Source organism: Bacteroides sp. PHL 2737 (assembly GCF_004115325.2).
Lineage (GTDB): Bacteria > Bacteroidota > Bacteroidia > Bacteroidales > Bacteroidaceae > Bacteroides > Bacteroides hominis.
Map to the genome: position 1 here is coordinate 2,447,278 of NZ_CP040630.1, position 23,606 is coordinate 2,470,883.

Annotated in this window: 15 protein-coding genes and 1 pseudogene; 11 read left to right on the forward strand and 5 right to left on the reverse strand. The window is 44.4% G+C overall.

Going from position 1 to position 23,606, the window contains the following annotated elements:
* Positions 1-380 precede the first annotated feature (380 nt).
* Complete coding sequence (locus DBK98_RS09925; RefSeq protein ID WP_032535531.1) at positions 381-1,952, forward strand: ClC family H(+)/Cl(-) exchange transporter; 1,572 nt, start codon at positions 381-383, stop codon at positions 1,950-1,952.
* Here DBK98_RS09925 and nfo read toward each other — a convergent pair.
* Positions 1,946-2,782, reverse strand: a complete 837-nt coding sequence (nfo, locus tag DBK98_RS09930) for a deoxyribonuclease IV (RefSeq protein ID WP_032535522.1) — start codon at positions 2,780-2,782, stop codon at positions 1,946-1,948. The two genes, DBK98_RS09925 and nfo, sit on opposite strands and share 7 nt — an antisense overlap.
* Positions 2,783-2,910: 128 nt before the next feature.
* Entirely contained in the window at positions 2,911-4,278 is a 1,368-nt protein-coding gene (locus tag DBK98_RS09935) for a TrpB-like pyridoxal phosphate-dependent enzyme (RefSeq protein WP_005809773.1), read from the reverse strand.
* Between the two features lie 135 nt (positions 4,279-4,413).
* Between DBK98_RS09935 and DBK98_RS09940 the strand changes: the two genes are divergently transcribed.
* Positions 4,414-6,249 carry a TrkH family potassium uptake protein gene (locus DBK98_RS09940; protein ID WP_005809772.1) on the forward strand — a complete coding sequence of 612 codons (1,836 nt, stop codon included), beginning with the start codon at positions 4,414-4,416 and terminating at the stop codon, positions 6,247-6,249.
* Between the two features lie 15 nt (positions 6,250-6,264).
* Positions 6,265-6,951, forward strand: coding sequence for a TrkA family potassium uptake protein (locus DBK98_RS09945; protein WP_005775954.1), 687 nt, complete (start codon positions 6,265-6,267; stop codon positions 6,949-6,951).
* 94 nt (positions 6,952-7,045) lie between these two features.
* On the opposite strand, the gene DBK98_RS09950 is transcribed toward DBK98_RS09945, so the two are convergent.
* A complete protein-coding gene (locus tag DBK98_RS09950; protein WP_005809771.1) occupies positions 7,046-8,506 on the reverse strand; it encodes a catalase in 1,461 nt (486 codons plus the stop codon).
* A gap of 217 nt (positions 8,507-8,723) precedes the next feature.
* Positions 8,724-11,261 carry a glycoside hydrolase family 31 protein gene (locus DBK98_RS09955; RefSeq protein WP_005809768.1) on the reverse strand — a complete coding sequence of 846 codons (2,538 nt, stop codon included), beginning with the start codon at positions 11,259-11,261 and terminating at the stop codon, positions 8,724-8,726.
* 132 nt (positions 11,262-11,393) lie between these two features.
* Here DBK98_RS09955 and DBK98_RS09960 point away from each other — a divergent pair, with 132 nt between their 5' ends.
* The 8 genes and pseudogenes from DBK98_RS09960 to DBK98_RS09990 all read left to right on the forward strand — a co-directional run bounded on the left by DBK98_RS09960 (position 11,394) and on the right by DBK98_RS09990 (position 21,948).
* Positions 11,394-11,939 carry an RNA polymerase sigma-70 factor gene (locus tag DBK98_RS09960; protein WP_032535532.1) on the forward strand — a complete coding sequence of 182 codons (546 nt, stop codon included), beginning with the start codon at positions 11,394-11,396 and terminating at the stop codon, positions 11,937-11,939.
* Between the two features lie 62 nt (positions 11,940-12,001).
* A complete protein-coding gene (locus tag DBK98_RS09965; RefSeq protein WP_005809764.1) occupies positions 12,002-12,994 on the forward strand; it encodes a glycoside hydrolase family 43 protein in 993 nt (330 codons plus the stop codon).
* Between the two features lie 638 nt (positions 12,995-13,632).
* The gene (locus DBK98_RS09970) at positions 13,633-14,598 is read left to right on the forward strand and encodes a FecR family protein (protein ID WP_005809762.1); all 966 of its coding nucleotides are present in this window, start codon (positions 13,633-13,635) and stop codon (positions 14,596-14,598) included.
* 173 nt (positions 14,599-14,771) lie between these two features.
* Complete coding sequence (locus tag DBK98_RS09975) at positions 14,772-18,158, forward strand: SusC/RagA family TonB-linked outer membrane protein (RefSeq protein ID WP_005809759.1); 3,387 nt, start codon at positions 14,772-14,774, stop codon at positions 18,156-18,158.
* An 11-nt stretch (positions 18,159-18,169) separates the two neighbouring features.
* Positions 18,170-19,693, forward strand: coding sequence for a SusD/RagB family nutrient-binding outer membrane lipoprotein (locus tag DBK98_RS09980; RefSeq protein ID WP_005809757.1), 1,524 nt, complete (start codon positions 18,170-18,172; stop codon positions 19,691-19,693).
* Positions 19,694-19,766: 73 nt separating this feature from the next.
* Positions 19,767-20,753: a metallophosphoesterase family protein gene (locus DBK98_RS09985; RefSeq protein WP_005809754.1), complete on the forward strand. Its 987-nt coding sequence runs from the start codon at positions 19,767-19,769 to the stop codon at positions 20,751-20,753.
* A 9-nt stretch (positions 20,754-20,762) separates the two neighbouring features.
* Positions 20,763-20,867: pseudogene (locus DBK98_RS23035) on the forward strand (alkaline phosphatase); the annotation flags it as partial.
* A 73-nt stretch (positions 20,868-20,940) separates the two neighbouring features.
* On the forward strand, positions 20,941-21,948 hold the full coding sequence (locus DBK98_RS09990) for an endonuclease/exonuclease/phosphatase family protein (protein WP_005809750.1): 1,008 nt from the start codon (positions 20,941-20,943) through the stop codon (positions 21,946-21,948).
* An 86-nt stretch (positions 21,949-22,034) separates the two neighbouring features.
* Here DBK98_RS09990 and ahpF read toward each other — a convergent pair whose 3' ends face one another.
* Positions 22,035-23,585, reverse strand: a complete 1,551-nt coding sequence (gene ahpF, locus DBK98_RS09995) for an alkyl hydroperoxide reductase subunit F (protein WP_022011905.1) — start codon at positions 23,583-23,585, stop codon at positions 22,035-22,037.
* Between the last annotated feature and the right edge of the window lie 21 nt (positions 23,586-23,606).

Below are 23,606 nucleotides of genomic sequence, written 5' to 3' on the forward strand. Positions count from 1 at the left end.
AATATCATACACAAAGGTAAGGATAAAACCGAAGAATCTGTTAAAAACATCGCTTTCTTTTGATTTTTATGCGTTTATGTCTCGTTGTTTATGAATAAAAATCGTACTTTTGTGAGCAAGAGCGTGTGTTGCTTATGGATGCTTATTTTCGGGTTTGTGTTATATTTGCAACACGTGTACGCAAGTTGCTGATAGGTATATCATGTTGATTTTGAGGAAGTCAAGTAAGTAAGTTCTAAATAATAGGTCTACATATAGAAGGCCGCTGCAAGACGAGTGCTTGTGGCGGCCTTTATTTGTTTGAACTAATTTTAACTATTCCGGTGAAACTAAGCAATCTCCGGATTGTTGTACTCTGCAACGGTATAACGGACGGAGATATGTTTGGAAAATCAGGTGATTTAGAGGATATGAGGAAGTGGCGGGTATGGAAGCTGAAATTGATAGATGCCCGTCTTTATTTTGTCAGTATATTCGTGGGATTGTTGACAGGGCTTGTTGCTGTACCCTATCACTATCTGTTACAATTCTTTTTTAATACCCGTAGAAACTTTTTTGATTCACAGCCACATTGGTATTGGCATATTCCTATCTTTTTGTCTTTATGGGGTATCCTCTTATTTGTGATGTGGCTGGTGAAAAAGATGCCGTTGATCACCGGTGGGGGGATTCCTCAAACCCGTGGAGTGATTAACGGACGTATCTCCTACAAGCATCCTTTTATAGAGTTAGTATCTAAGTTTGTGGGAGGAGTGTTGGCGTTGAGTGCCGGTTTGTCTTTGGGACGTGAGGGGCCCTCCGTGCAGATCGGCTCTTATATCGGTTGTCTGGTGTCTAAATGGGGAAGGGTGCTTGCCGGTGAACGAAAACAACTGCTTGCCGCCGGTGCAGGTGCCGGATTGGCTGCTGCTTTTGCCGCTCCCTTGGCTTCTTCGTTATTGGTCATTGAGTCTATCGAACGTTTTGATGCACCTAAGACCGCCATAACCACTTTGCTCGCCGGAGTGGTGGCAGGTGGTGTGGCGAGTATGATCTTTCCCATTAACCCTTATTTCCAGATTGACGCTATTTCTCCCAGACTGGTTTTTTCTTCACAAGTCAAATTGTTCTTATTGCTGGCTGCGGTAATTTCCGTATCCGGTAAGATTTATTCGGTTATTACAGTTTGGTTTAAGCGACTTTATCCGGCCATCAAGCATCCGGCTTATGTGAAGATGCTCTATTTGTTGTTTATTGCTTATTTAATATCACTCACGGAAGTGAATCTGACCGGTGGAGGTGAACAATTTTTATTGGAGCAGGCGATGCATGCTGACACCCATATTATGTGGATTGTAGGTATGATGATTTTGCATTTTGTTTTTAGTGTGCTTTCGTTTTCTTCCGGATTGCCGGGAGGAAGTTTTATTCCCACTCTGGTTACCGGGGGACTGATCGGGCAGATCGTTGCTTTGATCCTGGTACGTCAGGGCATTATCGGATACGAAAACATCAGCTATGTCATGCTGATATGTATGTCTGCTTTTTTGGTTGCGGTGATCCGGACTCCTTTGACAGCAATCGTTTTGATTACCGAGATCACAGGACATCTGGAGGTTTTCTACCCCTCCATTGTTGTGGGAGGGCTGACCTACTATTTTACGGAGATGTTGCAGATCCAGCCGTTTAATGTAACACTTTATGATGACATGATCAGTTCTCCTGACTTTCAGGAGGAGAAGCGCTATACTCTTTCTGTCGAAGTGATGAGTGGTTCGTATTTTGATGGAAAGACGGTAAGCGAATTACTATTGCCGGAACGTTGTGAGATTATCAATATACACCGTGATCGGAAAGATATACCCCCGGCAAAGCAAAAACTTGTTCCGGGGGATCAGGTGCAGATCGAGATGGATGCACAAGATATTGAAAAATTATACGAACCTTTGGTAAGTATGGCCAATATCTATTGAGCTTGTTCTCTCAGCCAAGCTATTTCTTCGGGCCACAGTGTTTCGTCAATGGTCTCCAGAATCAACGGCATATTGTCGAAACGGGGATCTTTCATTAGTTTCTCAAAGAAAGCGAAACCGATTAGTCCCTTACCGATGCTGTCGTGACGATCTACTCGACTACCTAATTCTTTTTTGGAATCATTGAGGTGCATCCCCCGCAGATATTCAAATCCGACTACTTCACCGAATTCTCCGAAGACATCATCATAATCATTCAGAAAGTCATAACCGGCTGTAAAAGTGTGGCAGGTGTCCAGACAAACCCCTACACGACTTTTATCCTCCACGCGGTCGATGATGTACTTCAGCTGCCAGAATTCATTTCCCAGGTTGCTTCCTTGTCCGGCAGTATTTTCAATAACGGCAGTTACTCCTTGGGTCTTTTCCAAAGTCAGATTGATGCTTTCTGAGATCCGATCCAGACATTCTTCCACCGGTATCTTGTTGAGGTGGCTGCCGGGATGGAAGTTCAACAGTTTCAGTCCCAATTGTTCGCAACGTTGCATTTCGTCAAGGAAGGCAGCCCGGCTTTTGGACAGTCCCTCTTCTTCGGGATGTCCCAGGTTTATCAGGTAACTATCGTGCGGGAGAATGTATTCGGGGGCGAAGCCGAATTTCTCACAATTTTCTTTGAAGAGACGGATACTATCTTCGGTTAGTGGCTTACTGACCCACTGGCGTTGATTTTTAGTAAAGAGGGCAAATGCGTTGGCCCCGATTTCGTGTGCATTGACAGGAGCGAACTCAACGCCTCCTGATGCACTGACATGTGCTCCGATATATTTCATATTCTTTTCTTTGATTCATATGCAAAGATAACATTTCCGTAACAATATATGTTTTGCCCCATAACAATATATGTAATGAGTGATTACATATATTGTTATGGGGCAAAAGCTCTGATGGGATCCGACGGTTAAGCCAGATTGCCTATTTCATCCAGATTCTTTTGGATATCATCATCTGTAAGCGAATAGTTTACCAAGTCACCGGACAGGTATTTGTCATACGAAGCCATATCGATCAGTCCGTGACCGGACAGGTTGAACAGAATCACTTTCTCTTCTCCGCTTTCTTTGCATTTGTTTGCCTCACGAACGGCGGCTGCGATGGCGTGGCAAGATTCCGGAGCAGGAATAATACCTTCAACCTGTGCGAACAGGCATCCGGCTTCGAAAGATTCCAGTTGGCTGATATCGACAGCTTCCATCAGTTTGTCTTTGAGGAGTTGCGAAACGATCACTCCTGCACCGTGGTAGCGAAGTCCGCCGGCGTGGATGTTGGCCGGAGCAAAGTTGTGCCCCAATGTAAACATAGGCAACAGTGGGGTATATCCTGCTTCGTCGCCGAAGTCGTATTGAAACTTACCGCGGGTCAGCTTCGGGCAAGATGCCGGTTCGGCAGCAATGAAGCGTGTTTTTTTACCTTCAAGGATGTTATGGCGCATGAATGGGAACGCGATGCCACCGAAGTTGGAACCACCACCAAAGCATGCGATCACCATATCGGGATATTCACCTGCCATTGCCATTTGTTTTTCAGCTTCCAGGCCGATCACGGTCTGGTGCAGGGTGACATGGCTCAGAACGGAACCTAATGTATATTTACAGTTTGGAGTAGTTTGAGCCAGTTCGATGGCTTCAGAGATGGCGGTACCCAATGAGCCCTGATGATTCGGGTGTGCAGTCAGAATATCTTTTCCTGCACGGGTCGACATCGAAGGCGAAGGAGTCACTTGGGCACCATAGGTCTGCATGATGCTACGGCGGTAAGGTTTCTGCTCATAACTGATTTTCACTTGATAAACGGCTGCTTCCAAACCGAAAAGTTTGGCGGCGTAAGCCAGAGAAGCTCCCCATTGTCCGGCACCGGTTTCAGTTGTTACATTCTGTACACCTTCTTTTTTACAATAATAAGCTTGTGGAATGGCCGAGTTTAATTTGTGCGAACCCATCGGGCTGACACTTTCATTCTTGAAATAAATATGTGCCGGTGTGCCTAATGCTTTTTCCAGCCCATAGGCACGGACCAATGGAGTACTGCGGTAATATTTGTACATTTCACGAACCTCTTCCGGTATTTCTATCCATTGGTCGGTTTGGTTCAGTTCCTGGCGGCAAAGCTCTTCCGCGAAGATCGGATACAGATCTTCTGCCTTTAATGGCTGTTTGGTTCCCGGATGCAACGGGGGCATCGGCTTGTTCACCATGTCGGCTTGTATGTTGTACCAGTAATGCGGAATTTCTTCTTCAGGCAGTATGTACCTTTTTTTCTTGTCGCTCATAATATTGTAGTTATTTGATTATTCTGATGCCAAAAGTAAGTATAATTTTTAAGAATTATATGATTTCAGCAACAAAGAATCGGATATGTTTGTTATTTTAGTTAAGTTTGTGCGACTCTATTAATATGCAATCCGATGAAGATTTATCATAAATTCTTTTTGTACCAGAATAAATTGTTGCAGCCTTACGTACGACTTTTGTTACGATTAATGGCAATTATCACCTATCTGGCTTCCATCATGCTGATAGTCGGAGTGATTTACGAACATGGCTTTACGCTCTCTGCCCATGAAGTTACGAAAATACATCTTCTTTATAAGACGGTTTGGATTATATTCTTGATCGACGTTACGCTGCATATCCTGCTTGAATATAGAGATACGAAAAAGAATTTCCGGAAGTTGGCCTGGATACTGAGCTGGTTACTGTATCTGACTTTGATTCCTGTTATCTTCCATCGGCCCGAGGAGGGAGGGGCTATTCTGCATCTGTGGGAATTCCTGCACGGTTACTTTTACCATATTGTCTTGCTGTTGCTTTTCTCCTTACTGAATTTGTCTAATGGGCTGGTACGATTGTTGGGCAGGAGAACCAATCCTTCTTTGATTCTGGCTGTCAGCTTCCTGGTGATTATATTTATCGGATCGGGGTTGTTGATGTTGCCTCGTTGTACTGTGGAGGGGGTTACCTTATCGTGGGTCGACGCGTTGTTTACTTCTACCAGTGCCGTCTGCGTAACCGGGTTGGTTCCCGTTGACGTATCCGCTACTTTTACGCCGGCCGGACTGACAGTTATCATTCTTTTGATTCAGATCGGTGGTCTGGGAGTGATGACACTGACCAGTTTCTTTGCCATGTTCTTCATGGGAAATACTTCTTTGTACAATCAGTTGGTCGTACGTGATATGGTAAGTTCCAATTCATTGGGGTCGTTATTCTCTACTTTATTGTACATATTAGGTTTTACATTGGTCATTGAGGGGATAGGCATGCTCTCTATCTGGTTCAGTATACATGGTACGCTGGGGATGGATGTTCAGGATGAACTGGCTTTTTCTGCCTTTCATTCCATCTCTGCCTTTTGTAATGCCGGATTTTCTACGTTGCCCGGTAATTTAGGCAATCCGATGATTATGACCCAGCATAACTGGCTGTATATAACCGTGTCTTTCCTGATTATTTTTGGTGGAATCGGATTTCCGATTCTGGTTAATTTTAAAGATATTATAGTTTACCATGCCCGTCGTTTCTGGCGTCTGATCCGTACCCGCCAGTGGGACAATCATCAGGTACATCATCTGTTCAATCTCAATACTAAGATTGTATTGATAATGACTGTTCTGCTACTGGTTTTCGGAACGCTTGCCATTGCTTTTTTCGAGTGGAATCATTCGTTTGCAGGCATGTCGGTTGCCGATAAGTGGACACAGGCTTTCTTCAATGCCACTTGCCCCCGAACCGCCGGATTCAGCAGTGTAGACCTGACTTCACTGAGCATACAAACCATCATGCTTTATATAGTCCTGATGTGGATCGGTGGTGCGGCACAGTCCACAGCCGGTGGTGTGAAAGTAAATGCTTTTGCTGTTGCCTCACTCAACCTGATCGCTGTGCTGAGAGGAACCGAAAGAGTGGAGGTATTTGGCCGTGAGTTGTCACATGACTCCATCCGACGTTCCAATGCTGCGGTAGTCGTTTCTTTGGGAATCTTGTTTGTGTTTGTCTTTATTCTGAGCATACTGGAACCCAAGATGTCTATCATGACCCTGACGTTTGAATGTGTGTCGGCTTTAAGTACGGTCGGCTCCAGTCTGAATGCCACTCCTTTGCTGTGTGATGAAAGTAAGTTGCTGGTATCTCTGCTTATGTTTATCGGTCGTGTAGGATTTATCACTCTGGTGCTGGGCATCGTGAAACAGAAAAAGAATACAAAATACCGTTATCCGAGCGATAACATTATCATAAACTAATCAGTTGAATTTATTATGAAATACATTATTATTGGTCTTGGAAACTACGGTCATGTGCTGGCTGAGGAACTTTCCGCCTTAGGGCACGAGGTGATAGGGGCCGATTTGGACGAAGGACGGGTAGATAGCATAAAAGATAAGATTGCCACTGCCTTTGTAATCGATGCGACGGACGAGCAGTCTCTTTCCGTTTTGCCTCTTAACAGTGTTGATATGGTGATTGTTGCCATTGGTGAGAATTTCGGAGCTTCAATCCGTGTGGTGGCTATGTTGAAGCAAAAGCAGGTGCAACATATTTATGCACGTGCCATCGACGGAGTACACAAAGCAGTGCTTGAAGCATTTGGACTGGAGAAGATACTGACTCCGGAAGAAGATGCCGCCCGAAGTTTGGTGCAGTTGCTGGATTTTGGTACAAAGATGGAAACTTTCCGGATAGATTCGGAATACTATGTAGTCAAATTCAATGTTCCCGAGAAATTTGTAGGCTATTTTGTCAATGAGTTAAATCTGGATGAAGAGTTTCATTTAAAGCTGATAGGACTGAAACGCTCCAATACCATCAAGAATTGCTTGGGCATTTCGTTGGTAGAGCACAAGATAGTGAACGAATTGCCCGAGAATGCCAAGATTCGTCCGGATGACGTATTGGTATGCTACGGTAAATATAATGATTTCCAGAAACTGTGGAAGGCATTGTGATAGACAAATAACGGAAGACGACGAATCATTGATATAAAAATGCGCCATAAATGTTATTGTCTAACATTTAAGGCGCATATAAAAAGAGAGAAAATTATTCTTTCAATGCTTCTTCCAGATTAATACCCAAGGCACAGGCTACTCCTGCACCATAAGCCGGATCAGCTTTGTAGCAGTTGCGCACATGCCGTTGTTTGATAAACAGTTCTGCATCGCCCATAGCACGTGCGGTATTTTCGAACAATAATTGTTGTTCATCCGCAGGCATCAGTCGGAATAAGTCACCCGGTTGGCTATAGTAATCGTCATCGTATTCGCGTTCGTTATAGTTGAATACATCTCCATGAACCTTCAGAGGCGGTTCCTTTTTATCCGGAGAGTCTTGCCATTCACCATAGCTGTTCGGTTCGTAGCCTTTGGCCGAGCCATAATTGCCATCCACTCGCATAGCTCCGTCGCGATGGAATGCGTGGAACGGGCAACGTGGCTTGTTCACCGGAATCTGTTCAGAGTTTACTCCCAGTCGATAGCGTTGTGCATCGCCGTAAGAGAATAGGCGTCCCTGTAACATCTTGTCGGGAGAGAAACCGATACCTTCAACAATGTTCATCGGGTTGAAAGCCGATTGTTCTACTTCTGCGAAATAGTTTTCCGGGTTACGGTTCAGTTCAAGGATACCTACATCCTGTAACGGGAAATCTTTGTGCGACCAAACTTTGGTAAGGTCAAACGGGTTGATGCGATAGTTGTCAGCCTCTTCTTCTGTCATTAGCTGGATCTGGAATTTCCATTTCGGAAAATCACCTCGTTCGATACTTTCGTACAAGTCACGTTGATGTGATTCACGATCTTTGGCTATGATGGCTTCAGCTTCCTGATCAGTCAGGTTCTTGATGCCCTGCATGGTTCTCAAGTGGAATTTAACCCAGATACGTTTGTTCTCAGCATTTAGGAAACTGTAAGTATGACTGCCGAATCCATGCATGTGGCGATAAGAAGCCGGAATACCGCGCGGACTCATTGTAATGGTTACCTGATGGAGGGCTTCAGGCAATAGGGTCCAGAAATCCCAATTGTTATTGGCACTACGCATGTTGGTGTGTGGGTCACGTTTTACTGCATGGTTCAAATCGGGGAATTTCAGAGGATCACGCAGAAAGAACACAGGGGTATTGTTACCTACCAGATCCCAGTTTCCTTCTTCTGTATAAAACTTCATGGCAAATCCACGGATATCGCGTTCTGCATCGGCGGCTCCGCGTTCTCCTGCTACAGTTGAAAAACGTACGAAACATTCTGTCTGTTTACCTACCTGGCTGAAGATAGCGGCTCGTGTGTACTTGGTGATATCGTGTGTGACGGTAAATGTGCCGTAAGCTCCGGAGCCTTTAGCGTGCATACGGCGTTCGGGGATCACTTCACGATCGAAATGAGCGAGTTTCTCAATCAACCATGGATCTTGTAGCATGATTGGCCCGCGGGGGCCTGCTGTCTGGCTGTTTTGGTTGTCGGCAATAGGACGACCATTAGCTGCTGTAAGTTTTTTCTTTTCCATATAGTTTTGGTTTTTACCGGAAACAAAGCTTTCAATGATGTGAAGTCTTTTACAGCCCCTCTTCCGTGTTATTACTTGACAAAAGTAGCGCTAAATTGTTTACTCGTCAAATAGATAATTTCAATCCATGGATAGGTGATATCTATTTCTATCAAAGATATCAGTTTTACTTGGATTTGCAATGTTTCGTGGGGAAAAATATAAGATGTAAGTGATTCTATTTTTTCCAGCCGATTGTTTCCAAAAACCATTGGGTATTAGTCTCGTTCAGTTTTTGCTCCTTGAGCATTTCCGGCATTTGACTATAGTTTCTTTTGAATGCTTCTATCAGTTTGTTAAAACGTTCGGGCGAGTAATTCAGTGCAATGCTGGTCGCTTCGGTCGCTCCCATGGCAGGGGTCAATACGATCCCGGCATCCCGGTATTTGAGCGCAGTAACAGCCTTGCTGAATCGTTTGAATTGTGAAACCATTCCGTCATTTAATTCCGGGATAGAAGTCGGATATTGAATTTCTATCGTGTTTCCCTGGCTGCACGATGTTTCCGGTAGAGTGATCAGTAATGCCAATTCATCACCGATGTATTCATATTCTGCTTTGCTTCCATTCACGGTGATTGCTTCCGGAATGGCGGAACCTAATACTTTTATCTTAAACTGACGGTTAGGCGGCATGTTGCGATAGCTGCCTTTCCGAGGAGCAATCGTTACGGTTAAAAGATTATCTTTTCGTTCACAGGCTATCCGGGTACGGGCATATTCGTTGGCATAATATTTATCATTGCCGTTGTCTTCATAGAAACAGAACGAACCGCTTCCTCCGGGGAATACATTTACGATAATCTCTTCGTTATTGCTGTTCAGATTCTTCACCCGGTTGTAAAGAGGGAGTACGGAGCCCGCTTTTACGTATACCGGATATTCGGTCAGTGTAAACGAGCGCTCTACTGTCTGTCCTCCTTTCAACAAGGTTCCGGTTGTCCATTCAAACCAGTCGTTACCTTCCGGCAGCCACACCTTTACTGTGGAAAGTCCGTTTTGCATGGGAGTAGTGATGGGGGCTACCAAAATCTGGTCACCAAACATGTATTCGTTTCTGAAATCGTATGCCTCTTTGGCTTCAGGATAATCGTAATACATCGGGCGGCAGATAGAAATACCATTATCGTAAGTCTCCCGGGCCATCGTATATATATAAGGAGCCAATTGGTAGCGGAATAGGATCGAGTTACGTAAGGCTTCGAAATAATCCCCTTTGAAATTCCATAATTCTTTATTCAGGACCGCATCCTTTGTAGAGTGAGTTCGCATCACGGGTGTCAGAGCACCGTATTGCATCCAGCGGGTGAAAAGTTCCGGATCGAGTATTTCTTTTTCACCGCCTTTGAACATGTGCCCACCGATGTCATGGCTCCAGTAACCATACAATACATTGGAGGCGCAGTTAGTAAAGTAAGGTTGGAATTCAAGCGATTTCCATGATATGACAGCATCTCCCGAGAAGCCGATCTGGTAACGGTGATTGCCCAGTCCTCCCCAGCGATGATAGAGCATCGGACGCGTATCACGGTTACGCTCCATATCCGAGAAGAAAACATAATTGATCCACCAGGTATTACTGAGGCTGTCCACTTTCTTGTCATACATCCATTGCTGCCAGTCGAGCCACCAGAAGTCTACTCCTTGTTTTTCCATGGGGCGGAGTACCTTGTTCAGCATACCGTTCATAAAATGTTTGTCCGAAACTACCCAGGGGATAGGTTCGTGTTTAGCCGTATCTATTCCCATCCATTGTGCCATCTCCGGATATTTTTCTTCGTAAGGGGCCACACCATCGGCAGGATGTAGATTTAGGGTAATCTTTAAGTCATTGTCTTTCAGATAACCGAGGAATTTGGCAGGATCCGGAAAGAGTCGGTGATTCCATGTCCATCCTGTCCATCCGCCGAACCCCGGTTCGGTATAGTGCCAGTCCATGTCTACCACCAATACATCCAAAGGAATGTTATAAGTGTGGAAGTTGTCCACCAATTGCCGCATCTCCTTGTCCGAATAACTCCAATATCTTGACCACCAATAGCCGAATGCGTACCGGGGTGGTAGAGGAACTTTTCCCGCAAAGGCTGTATAATCTTTCAGGGCAGCTTTGTAGTCGTGTCCATAGGCCATGAAGTACCAGTCTTGTCCGTCTTTATTTTCACGTGTCTCTACCCAGGGCCATTCCGAATCATCAAACAGGAAATTCTTTGAATCGTCAATCAGAGTCCATCCGTCTGTTGAGAGAAGACCGTCTTCCAGCTTCATGTCCTGATGGCTGTATATGTTGTGGTTTCCTTCAAAACCATCCAGTGTGCGGTCCGTCCCTTTCAGGTTTCCCTTTTGCGTTGTACCGGGTGTCCACTCGAAGGGCAACATTCCTTTGGCCGATGTAATCGTTAAATTATCTTTCGTAAAAGGACCTTTCCCTTTTTTATATTTCAATTTCATACGGGCGGTACTTATCACTACCACCGCACTTTTATTTTGTACCGTGTACTCCGGAACCGGTAAGTTACGGTGGATTGCTACAAATGATGGGGCGTCGGTAAACGTACCCGAAGGACTCCATTCCATACGGATAACTCCATCTGTGAGAATGCTAAAACGTACGTTCCCATCACAATAGGCTATTGTGTTCTGAGGAGTTGCGGCCGAGAGTGAAAGGCTGAATAGAACTCCTTGCAATGCCAGTAAAAAATAGACTGCTAAATGTTTCATGTTGTATTTATGTTAGTTTTTCACAAAGATAAGAGTAATATTCATATATTTGTAATAATGAATTTTAAATCTTTTTATATCTTTGCAACCTGTGTAATAATTATCGTTCCTTTAGTTACAACAGATGATAGTATGAAAAAAGACGGTTTCTCACAAATTTATGATGTTTATTTTCCGAAGTTACTGCGTTTTACCCAAACGTATCTGATTTCAGAGGATGAATCGGAGAATATTGTCCAGGAAATCTTTATCTATTTATGGGAACACAGAGATATCATCGAAACACTTCAGAACCTGAATGCCTATCTGTTTACATTGGCAAAAAACCGTTGTATCGACTATTTTCGTAAAGAGATGGTTCGTGATATCCGTAAAGGTTCGCTTTCGGAGATAGAAAACAGGGAACTCCAACTGAAACTATATTCATTGGAAGCATTTGACAACGATCGCCTTTCGGATGCTGACATTGAGGAGATATTGAATAATGCCATCAATCGCTTGCCGGAGCGTTGCCGTGAAATATTTATTATGAGCCGTTTGCAGAATCTCCGCTATAAAGAGATAGCTATACGGCTGAATGTTTCTCCCAATACGGTTGAGAATCAGATTGCCATCGCATTGCGCAAGTTAAAAGAAGAACTGAAAGACTACTTTCCCCTTTTTGTTTTCATTATCTGAAAAAGAATCCCTATTTTTGTCAAGTTATTAGGAATTACTTATTTTATATTCAAAACACAACAATGAAACACTTAGTTATTTGCATCGTCCTGATGGTGGGCGGTGCTTGCTGCTTTGCACAGCAAAAGAAAGTGGCTGCCCATAAGGCCACGAGTGGTAATCCTGTACTCCAGGGGTGGTATGCCGATCCGGAAGGCATTATTTATGATGATACTTATTGGATCTTTCCAACTTGGAGCGACGTTTACGAAAAACAGACTTTCTTTGATTGTTTCTCTTCCAAAGACCTTGTGAACTGGACCAAATATGCTTCGGTTCTGGATACTACAGCCGTTAAATGGGCTAAGAAAGCGATGTGGGCTCCTTCGGTGATTAGTAAAAATGGAAAATATTATTTCTTTTTTGGAGCGAACGATGTTCACGAAGGAGAGATTGGTGGCATTGGCGTGGCAGTCAGCGATCGTCCGGAAGGACCGTACAAAGATTTGCTGGGCAAGCCGTTGATTAATGAGATAGTGAATGGAGCGCAACCGATCGACCAGTTTGTGTACAATGATGACGGGCGTTATTATATGTATTATGGTGGTTGGGGACATTGCAATGTAGTGCAGTTGAACGATGACTTTACAGGATTGGTACCTTTCGAAGACGGTACTATCTATAAAGAAGTGACTCCGGAAAATTATGTCGAAGGACCGTTTATGTTCAAGAAAGACGGCAAATATTATTTTATGTGGAGTGAAGGAGGTTGGGGAAGCCCTGATTACTCTGTAGCTTATGCTATTTCCGATTCTCCGTTCGGTCCTTTTAAACGTGTAGCCAAAATTCTGGAGCAGGATTCTTCAGTGGCAACCAGTGCCGGACATCACTCGGTGTTGCATGCTCCCGGGTCGGATGATTATTATATTGTTTATCATCGTCGTCCGCTGAATGATAATGCGCGCGATCACCGCGCGACTTGCATTGACAAAATGACTTTTGACAAAGACGGATTTATTAAACCTGTGAAGATGACTTTTGAGGGTGTACCTCCACAGAAGATCAAGAAGAAATAAGGAAATCGTTTGGGAGATGTGCCGGAAACAGAATGGCACATGAACAAAGCTGGTTTTGTAAACGGCCGCAGATGCTGACTTTTTCAAACTGTCGATGACATTTGAAATTGCATCTGAGGCCGTTTTATTGTTTGGGGTCAGTAGGGTATCTTCGGGCGAATACGGTGATCGTTAAGAGTGAGAAAGTGCATTAAGAAGTCCATTGTTTGATGGGATGTGCTTTTTTATGAAGTGGTGAAGTCATGACTGAAAAATCTTCTGGTCTGCATGTAAAGTTCATCTTAGCCGCTAAGATGGACATCTTGGCTGCCGAGATTTGCATCTTGGCGGCTAAGATACACATCTTGAGTGCTGAGATGGACAGTATGATATGAAGAATCCCATTTTCTTTAGTATTCTGACGAACTTTGATCAGGGACTTTTGTGTGTTTGATTTTAATCTTGTGATGGGCTTGTTCAGAAGAGGTTTCCGGAGAGGGAGAGGTATAAACCGATGAAAGGCCGGGACAGGGGATTGTGATGTTTTATTCTGGCTGCACGGGTCTGATTGCAAAGAAAAAAAGTTTTTTGAAAAAAAGTTGTTTTTCTTTTAGTGGATTTTAAAGGCTGTTACGCCTTATTAATAGAAACCCTAAAAAATGAATGAACTAATAGATAAATATTTTGCAGGAGAAATGACTGACCGGGAGAAAAAAGACCTTTTCGACCGGATAGAGACGGATGAAACTCTGAAGAAAGAATTTCTCCGGATGCAGAATGTAGTGGCGTTGACCGGAATACTCTCCCGGCAGGACGATCCTGAAGTCAGCCGAAAAGGGAAGCAGCATTTCGCGCAACTCCTGTTTCGTAAAAGATTGAAGCGGACAATTATCGTATCTTTGAAATATGCCGCTGTTTTTGCGGTGTTGATTGCAGGTACTTTCTATGTCACAAAGCAATACTTGTCAGAGGAATTCGGTAAAAACTATACTATGATTACAGCTCCCAAGGGACAGCGGGTAAAAGTGGATTTACCGGATGGAACCGTTGCTTGGCTGAGTCCTTGCAGTAGTCTCCGCCTGTCGGCATCTTTTAATGAGTCGGACCGTAAAGTAGAATTGGATGGTGCTACTTATTTTGATGTGGCAAAGAATCCTGAAAAGCCGTTTGTCGTTTCGGCCAAGGGCTATCGGGTCAGAGTGCTCGGAACTAAATTCAATATATCGGCCTATAAGAATAGTGCTGAATTTGAGACGGACCTTGTAGAAGGCTGTGTTCATATTTATGATCCGGCAGATATAAGGAATGAAGTATTTCTGCAACCCAAAGAGAAGGCGGTGCTGTGGGGAGACCGTCTGATGAAGCGGGAATCGGACTTTGATAATGAAGAATACCTGAAGAACGGAATAGTGAGCTTCCTGTCGGAACCTTTCGGGAGAGTGCTGAACAGCGTCGCTTTATGGAATGACGTAAATTTCAAGATAGAACGTTCGGTCAATGCAACCCAACGCATTTCCGGTAAATTCCGGCAAAGTGATTCTTTGGAGAGCATCTTAAAAGCTTTGCAAGGTGCCATGCCTTTCAAATACAAGATAGTTAGTGAAGAAGAAATTATTATTTATTGATAAATACGGATGATACTCTAACTAAAAACAGATGCCTATGAAATAGAAAAACAGTATGAAGTGAAAAAAAGGAGGAAATGGTCTGGTACACCTTTCCCTCCCGATAAAGTCAACACATTTGGCTGGTCCTAATAAAAAACAACAAAGTATTAACCTTATTACATTGCAAAAGTATGAAAAAAAACTTATTGCTGTTATCTTATGCAATTAAACAACGTGAAATTATTCAAATCTTGCGAATTATGAAATGCACAGTCTTGCTATTATTTCTGCTTATCCTTCAGGCACATGCCGGTGTAAGCTCGCAAAATGCAAGGGTAAACATGTCTCGAAACCAACTTCCGTTAAAGGAGTTTATGGCGGAAATTGAAAGACAGACAGACTATCTGTTTATCTATAGTGATGCAGAAATCAATGCTTCTCGCCAGGTAAGTGTGAAGAAAGGTACTCATAGGGTGGCCGATTTACTGAACGAGGTGCTCTCTAAGAATAATATTTCTTATAATTTCGCAGATAATTATATTTCTCTTCATGTACGCAAAGAGGCTGAAGCACAGTCTTTGGCTGCATCTCCCCAACAGAAAAAGAATACAATTCAAGTATCGGGAACCATCGTAGATACCGCAGGTGAGCCTATAATCGGGGCTAACATCAAATTGAAAGGTGCTCAGGGAACCGGAACGATTACGAACGTGGAGGGTAACTTTAAATTGGAAGTGCCTGCCAATGGTGTACTGATCGTTTCCTTTATCGGATACCAACAGCAGGAAGTGCCGGTGAACGGAAAAACCATGCTGAGAATTAAAATGGCGGAAGACGCAGAAGTGCTTGATGAAGTGGTGGTAACAGCTTTGGGTATCAAACGCGAAGAAAAGGCATTGGGTTATGCTGTCCAGAAGGTGGGTGGAAGTAAGTTGTCCACTGTGAAACCTGTTAACATCGCTACTTCACTGACCGGTAAGGTTGCCGGTCTGAACGTAACCAACAGTACGGAGTTCAATACGGCTCCGACCCTCAAACTGCGTGGTGAGACTCCGTTATTGGTTGTGGACGGTGTGCCGTATAGCAATATCTCTCTGAATGATATCGCGGCGGATGACATTGAGTCTGTTGACGTATTGAAAGGAGCTACTGCATCGGCTTTGTATGGTGCCCGCGGAGGTTCGGGAGCTATCATGGTGACTACAAAGAAAGGTAGCCAGGAAGGACTGAATATTTCGGTAAACAGTAGTACGATGTTCAATGCCGGCTATCTGGTGTTGCCGGAAGTGCAACACGGATACAGTACCGGTCAGGGAGGTAAATATACCGCTGCTGACTTTGTTTGGGGTGATAAATTGGATATCGGCCGTACAGCCGTACAGTATGACCCGTATACTTATGAGTGGAAAGAGATGCCGTTGGTTTCGAAAGGTAAAGACAACTTTAAGAACTTCCTGGAAACAGGTTTCATCACCAATAACAATATCAGTATCAGCCAGACCGGTAAATACGGTAGTTTCCGCTCTTCTTTGTCGCATGTTTATAACAAGGGACAATATCCGAACCAGAGATTGAATAAGATTACTTATTCGGTAGGTGGAGACATGAAGTTCGGCAAACTGAGTTTCGAAGGAGGCGCGATCTACAACAAGCGTTTCTATCCCAATGGTGAAGGAGCCGGTTATGGCGGCGGCGGTTACATCTACAACCTGTTGGTATGGACAGGTACCGATTATGATGTGCGCGACTATAAAAACTATTGGAGAAAGAAAGACGAAGAACAGAACTGGATGAATGACGTGTGGTATGATAACCCTTATTATCTGGCGCATGAAATGACTTCATCGAATGATTATGATAAAGTAAATACTTACTTGTCGGGTAAATATGACATCATGCCCTGGCTGAACTTCTCAATGAGAGCCGGTGCCGATGCTTATGCCAGCCGTACGGAAAAGAAAAACGCAATGAGTGCCCGCGGCGGATGGGACAAGAACGGATACTTCTATACATCCAAATCTACCGGATTCAGTTTCAATGGTGATGCCTTGTTATCTGCCAACCACAGTTTTGGCGATTTTGCCATCGATGGTTTTGTCGGAGGTACCATCTATTATTACTATGATGATGCCATATCATCGAATACCCGTAACGGATTGAGCATCCCGGGCTATTATTCGCTGAAAGCATCGGTTGACCCGATTGCTTCTTCAAGTTCATACAAGCAAAAACAGGTGAATTCTATTTACGGAAAATTCTCTGCTTCCTGGAAGAGCACCGTGTTTGTGGATGTTACGGCACGTAATGACTGGTCGTCTACTTTGCCCTCGGAAACACGTTCTTATTTCTATCCGGCTGTATCGGGAAGTATCATCATGTCGCAGTTACTGAAGATGCCCGAATGGCTGAACTTCTGGAAACTGAGAGGTGCCTGGACTGTAACGAAGAGCGACTTGGGTATTTATGATACGAATCAGGCTTACAGTGTAAGCACCAACGTATGGGACGGAATGAATACTGCCGTATATCCGGAAATGATTCGCAGTTCAACCCTTGAACCGACTGCTGCGCGTTCTTACGAAATCGGTACTGCTTTCAATGTATGGAACAACCGTTTGCGCTTTGATATTTCTTATTATAACAAGCTGAAATACAACCTGACACGTGAAGCTACAATCAGTGGATCGTCCGGTTTTACCAAAACATTGGTGAACTATGATGAAGAGCAGGTTCGTCGGGGAGTGGAAGTTTCGTTGACAGCGTCTTTGATCCAATCAAAAGACTGGAATTGGGAAGTGAATGCTAACTGGGCCCGTGACCGTTACTTCTATGCTAAGGTTGACCCGGTGTACTCTACACAGAAACCTTGGGTAGCTGCCGGTAAACGTTGGGACTGGTATGGCATCTATGACTGGGAACGTGACCCTCAGGGAAACATCATTCATGAAAACGGTTATCCCGTACAAAGCAAATACCAGTCGGTAATGGGTAATGAATATCCGGACTGGATCTGGGGTCTCAGCACTACCTTGCGCTATAAAGAATGGACTTTGGGAATCTCGCTGGACGGACGTGTAGGCGGTATGGCTTATTCTCGTACGGAGCAGACCATGTGGAACACTGGTGTACACCCCGATAGTGATAACAAATGGCGTTATGATGAAGTGGTGAACGGCAAAAAGAACTATGTGGGCCAGGGTGTGAAAGTGGTATCGGGTAAGGTTGAATACGACACAACCGGAAAGATTATCAGTGATACGCGTGTGTTTGCACCGAACGATACACAGGTTTCGTATGAAAGCTATATCAAGAACTACAATCCGTGGTCGGGTGGCAAGGTTTACCAGAACGTTCACGACTGTACATTCCTGAAATTGCGTGAGCTTTCATTGTTGTACACAATGCCCAAATCAGTATGTGATAAACTGCATATGAAAGGCGTTACACTCGGTTTGATCGGACAGAACTTATTGATCTGGATGAAAGAGTTTAAGTATGCTGACCCGGATGTGGATTCGGATGACCTGAATTCACCTTCTATGAGATATGTCGGATTTAATGTTAAGTTTGATTTGTAAAAATGGAAATTATGAAACTAATAAATAAAACGTTGCTTTTACTTACAGCAAGTGCCGCTATCCTGGCATCTTGTAACAAGTTTGATGATTTGAATACGAACCCGGATGCCGCAACCAAGGTGACAGCCCCCATGTTGGCGACAAAACTTATCCTGAATATCACACAACAGGGTGCTGCAAAGAATTTTGTATACCACAGTATGCTGAGCAAGCAGATCGCATGGTCGGAGAATGCTTCGGATGAACAGTACAATTTGTTTGGCAGAACCGATTTTGACGGTTATACCATTCTCACAAACTGCCAGAAGATGATTGATGCGGCCAATGATGGAGATAAGGACTCGTATGCTGCTTTGGCTAAATTTATGAAGGCCTATAAGCTGTTCTATAAATCATTGGAAGTAGGCGATATTCCTTACAGTGATGCTTTGAAAGGCGAAGAGGGAGTTCAGAAACCTAAATACGATACACAGAAAGAGGTGATGCGCCAGGTATTGGAAGATTTGGAAGAGGCTTACACTTTATTCTCATCGGGTGATGACTTTGACGGTGACCCTATCTTTGGCGGTGACACTGAAAACTGGAAAAAGACCGTGGTTGCATTCGAACTGAAGGTACTGACCCACTTGTGTAAGAAAGAGGCGGACGCAGACCTGAAAGTGAAAGAACGCTTTGCCCGACTGGCTGCCTCGGGTTCGCTGATGACATCGAATGCAGATAACTTCCAACTGGTATATTCTAATAAGGCCGGACAGCTTTATCCGTTCTACTATACACAAAACAAGCATTCTGACTATCTGATGATGTCGAGCGTGATTATCGATAACCTGAAAAAGTTCAATGACTACCGCATGTTCTATTATGCTTCTCCTTCGAAAGCCCAGACAGACAAAGGGGTGAAAGAGTCCGAGTGGGATGCTTATCTTTCGGTAGATCCTTCGGACAGCTATTCAAATATCTCCGTTCTGTACGGAAAAGGTGAATTCTGCCTGGCTAACCTTCGTTATACCCGTATTCCGGAGGGCGAACCTCTGATGCGCCTGAGCTATGCGGAGCAGAACTTTATATTGGCTGAGGGAGCTGTACGCGGCTGGATTTCGGGAGATGCTTCTACTTATTATAAGAAAGGTATAGAAGCCAGCATGAATTTTATAGCGGACAACACGCCTGATAAGGAAGAGTATACTCATGGACGTACCATTACCCAAGAGTATATACAGGAATACTTGGCACAACCGGTCATCCAGTTATCCGGTGATAAGGAAAAAGACCTGGAGATGATCTTATTGCAACGTTATCTGGCCTCGTTCCTGCAACATCCGTATGATGCTTACTATGACTACCGCCGTACAGGATATCCGGTATTGCCTATCAATCCGAATACGAACCTGAATACAGAAAAGGATAAGATCCCTACAAGATGGATGTATCCGGAGGCTGAATTCAGTTATAATCCGGATAACGCCAACGAAGCTGTTCAGCGTCAGTACAACGGTTCGGACGATGTGAATAAGTTAATGTGGATTCTCCAGTAAATTATTATTCATTTGAAGGTAAACGCACAGGTATATCCTGTGCGTCCTTCTTTATACCCAAATAATCATAACCATGAAACAAATTTATTTATTGTTGGCTATCCTGTTGGGAAGCCTTCAGCTGGCAAGTGCACAGCAGCAAACTCTCCGGTTCAACAAAGACGGTAAATTCAAGATTGTCCAGTTTACCGATGTTCATTATATCTATAATGACCCCCGTTCGGACATATCGGTTGAGCGTATCAATCAGGTACTGGATTTGGAAAAACCCGATCTTGTTCTTTTCACAGGTGACGTGATTTATGGCAAACCCGCGGAAGAAGGGATGCGTACGGTATTGAATCTGGTATCTAAAAGAGAGATTCCTTTTGCCGTAACTTTCGGGAATCATGATAATGAGCAGGGATTGACCCGTGAAGAGCTGCTGAAGATTATCCAGTCCGTTCCTTACAACCTGACACAGACCACTCCGGGAATTTCGGGGGTGACCAATTTTATCCTGCCTGTGAAGTCGTCGGACGGAAAACGCAATGCAACGGTTCTTTATTGCATCGACTCCCATTCTTATTCACAGATAAAAGGGGTGAACGGATACGATTATATAAAATTTGACCAGATTCAGTGGTATCGTGAGAACAGTAAGAAGTTTACTGCGGAAAATAATGGCGTTCCGGTTTCGTCGTATGCATTTTTTCATATAGCTTTGCCGGAGTATAATCAGGCAGCCTCTTCCGAAAGCGCAATACTTTATGGTATTCGTAAAGAAAAAGCATGTGCTCCCCAATTAAATTCGGGCTTGTTTACTGCCATGAAAGAGATGGGAGATGTGAGAGGTGTATTTGTGGGACACGATCATGATGACGACTATGCTGTGTCATGGAAGGGCATCTTGCTGGCATACGGACGTTATACTGGCGGTAATACAGTCTATAACCATCTGACAAACGGTGCGAGGGTGATAGAGCTGGATGAAAACGCAAGCAGCTTCCGTACATGGATACGCCTGAAAGAAGGGATTGTTCAACAAGTGACCTATCCTGCCGATTTTACTAAAGAATAAAGGTTGCACAAAAGCATGATGCGATATGACACTGCCGCCACGATGGGATATGTTTTTGGAGTGAAACAGCCGCAAGTTTGGACAGGACGTCCGATGATACAGGTTTTCAAGTAAAACAGTACTGTCACAACCCGAAGAAAAACAATGCACATAATATAAATTGGATAAAATGAAAAAGATTTTTTTTATGACGCTTTTCCTGCTGGTAACTATGGTGGGGCAAAGTAAAGGTAAAGGTGAATTTACGGTTCTGCAATGGAATGTATGGCAGGAAGGTACAATGGTTCCGGGAGGATATGATGCAATCGTTAACGAGATTGTACGTTTGCAACCCGATTTTGTGACGTTCAGTGAAGTACGCAATTACCATAACACTCGTTTCAACGACCGTATTGTGGCTTCTCTCAAAGAGAAAGGGCTGGATTATTACTCTTTCTATACTTATGACACAGGCTTGCTGAGCAAACATCCGATCACGGATTCACTGACTGTATTTCCGGAAAACGGAGATCACGGAAGTATCTATAAACTGACCAGCTCGGTGGACGGACATAAAGTGGCTGTTTATACGGCGCATTTGGACTATCTGGATTGTGCATATTACAATGTGCGTGGTTATGACGGTTCCAGTTGGAAAGAGATACCTATTCCGACTACTGTGGAAGAGGTGCTCAAAGTGAATGTGGCATCTCAACGCGATGACGCTATCAAGATGTTTATCGCTGAGGCCAAAAAGGACATTGCAAACGGATATAGCGTGATTGTAGGCGGTGACTTCAACGAACCTTCACATCTGGACTGGATTGAGGAAAACAAGAATCTGTACGACCATAATGGTCTCGTAATTCCCTGGACAGTGACAACATTGTTGGAGAAGGACGGATTTATAGATACATACCGCCATATTTACCCGAATCCGCTGACTCACCCGGGATTTACATATCCGGCAGATAATCCGCTGAAAGAACCCGGTAAACTGACATGGGCACCGAAAGCGGACGAACGTGACCGCATTGATTTTATTTTCTATCAGGGAAAGGATATTGAAGCAAAGAAAGCGGTGATCTTTGGTCCGAAAGGCTCTATCGTACGTAACCAGAGAGTACAGGAGACTTCAAAAGACAAATTCCTGCTTCCGTTGGACGTATGGCCGACCGATCATAAAGGACTGTTGGTAACGTTTAAGATGAAGTGATGTTTCACCACAGAAGACATAGAGTAACACAGAGTGAATTTTAAGTCATTGATTATTGACATAAATGCTCTGTGTTACTCTGTGTCTTAAATCTCCCCACGCATCCGGTCTTCGAACGCTGCGAGCGCTGCTTTGGCACCTTCCCCCATTGCGATGATAATCTGTTTGTAGGGAACGGTGGAGACATCTCCGGCAGCATAGATCCCCGGAACATTGGTGCGGCAGTGGGAGTCTATTATGATTTCACCCGGACGGTTTACTTCTACCGTCTCCCGGAAAATACCGCTGTTGGGCATCAGTCCTATCTGTACAAAAATGCCGTCTAACCCGATTACCTGTTCCTGCTCTGTCTGACGGTCTTTGACACGGATGCCGGTAACTTTGTCGCCATTGCCTATCACTTCGGTGGTCTGCGAATGGACGAAGACTTCTACGTTCGGCAGGCTTTTTAGTTTCTCCTGCAACACTTGGTCTGCTTTCAGTTCATCCATAAATTCGAGTACCGTGACTTGGGAGCAGATGCCTGCCAGATCGATGGCAGCTTCGATTCCGGAGTTTCCTCCTCCTACGACAGCCACATGTTTTCCTTTGTAGAACGGACCATCGCAATGCGGGCAGAATGCAACTCCCCGGCCGATGTATTCCGCTTCGCCCGGTACATTCAGTTTACGCCAGCTTGCACCGGTGGCAACGATTACTGCCGGAGCAGAGAAACGCTCGCCCCCTTTGGCTGTGAGCACTTTGTCTTTGCCTTCAAGCTCAAGCTTTTCAAGCCGGCGATGTTCGAGCAGGTCGATAGGATATTGTGCCATGTGCGTTTTCAAGTTATCGGCCAACTGACTTCCGGTGGTTGAGGGAACGGAAATCAGGTTCTCTATGCCGACTGTCTCTTTTACCTGTCCGCCTATTCTTTCGGCAATAACGGCTACATTCAGGCCTTTGCGGGCCGAATAGATGGCAGCGGCGGAACCTGCCGGACCTCCACCGACTACAATCACGTCATACTTCCTGATAGAACTTTCACGGGGGCTTTGTTCCACTCCATATTGTTCTTCCAGTTTGCTCAACAGTTCGCCAAAGTCGCCGCGGCCTACATGAATCAGTTTGCCGTCTGCGAATACAGAGGGAACTCCCTGTATTTTCAAGGCTTCTACTTCGGCTTGATTGATGGCACCATCCACCGTCTGGTGCTGGATCCGGGCGTTGAGTGTGGTCATGGCATTGAGTGCCTGCACTACGTCGGGACAGTTGGTACAAGTCAGTGACACATAGGTTGTCAGGCGGATAGGTCCTTTCAATGCTTTTACCCGGTTGCAAATCCCTTCGTCCGGGAAGTTTTTGCCTTTTCCGTCTGCGTTCAGTACGGCGAGTAGTAATGAACTGAATTCATGTCCGTTGGGGACGGCGCGGAAAGTGATGCCCGTCCTTTGGTCGTCTTTGAGAAGCGTAAATTCCAGTCCTTCGCCCTCATGGATCCGGCAAGATAGTTTCTCTGAACAAGATGCCACGTCGTTCAGAAGGTCCAGGAGTTCGTTGCGGCTTTCGTGCTGTGGTGAGACGGTGATATCGAATGTGTACTTCGCCTCCAATCCGGAGAAGATGGTACGTAATTGTTCTTTTATAGCTGAGTCTAACATTATATTGAAGATTGATTAGGG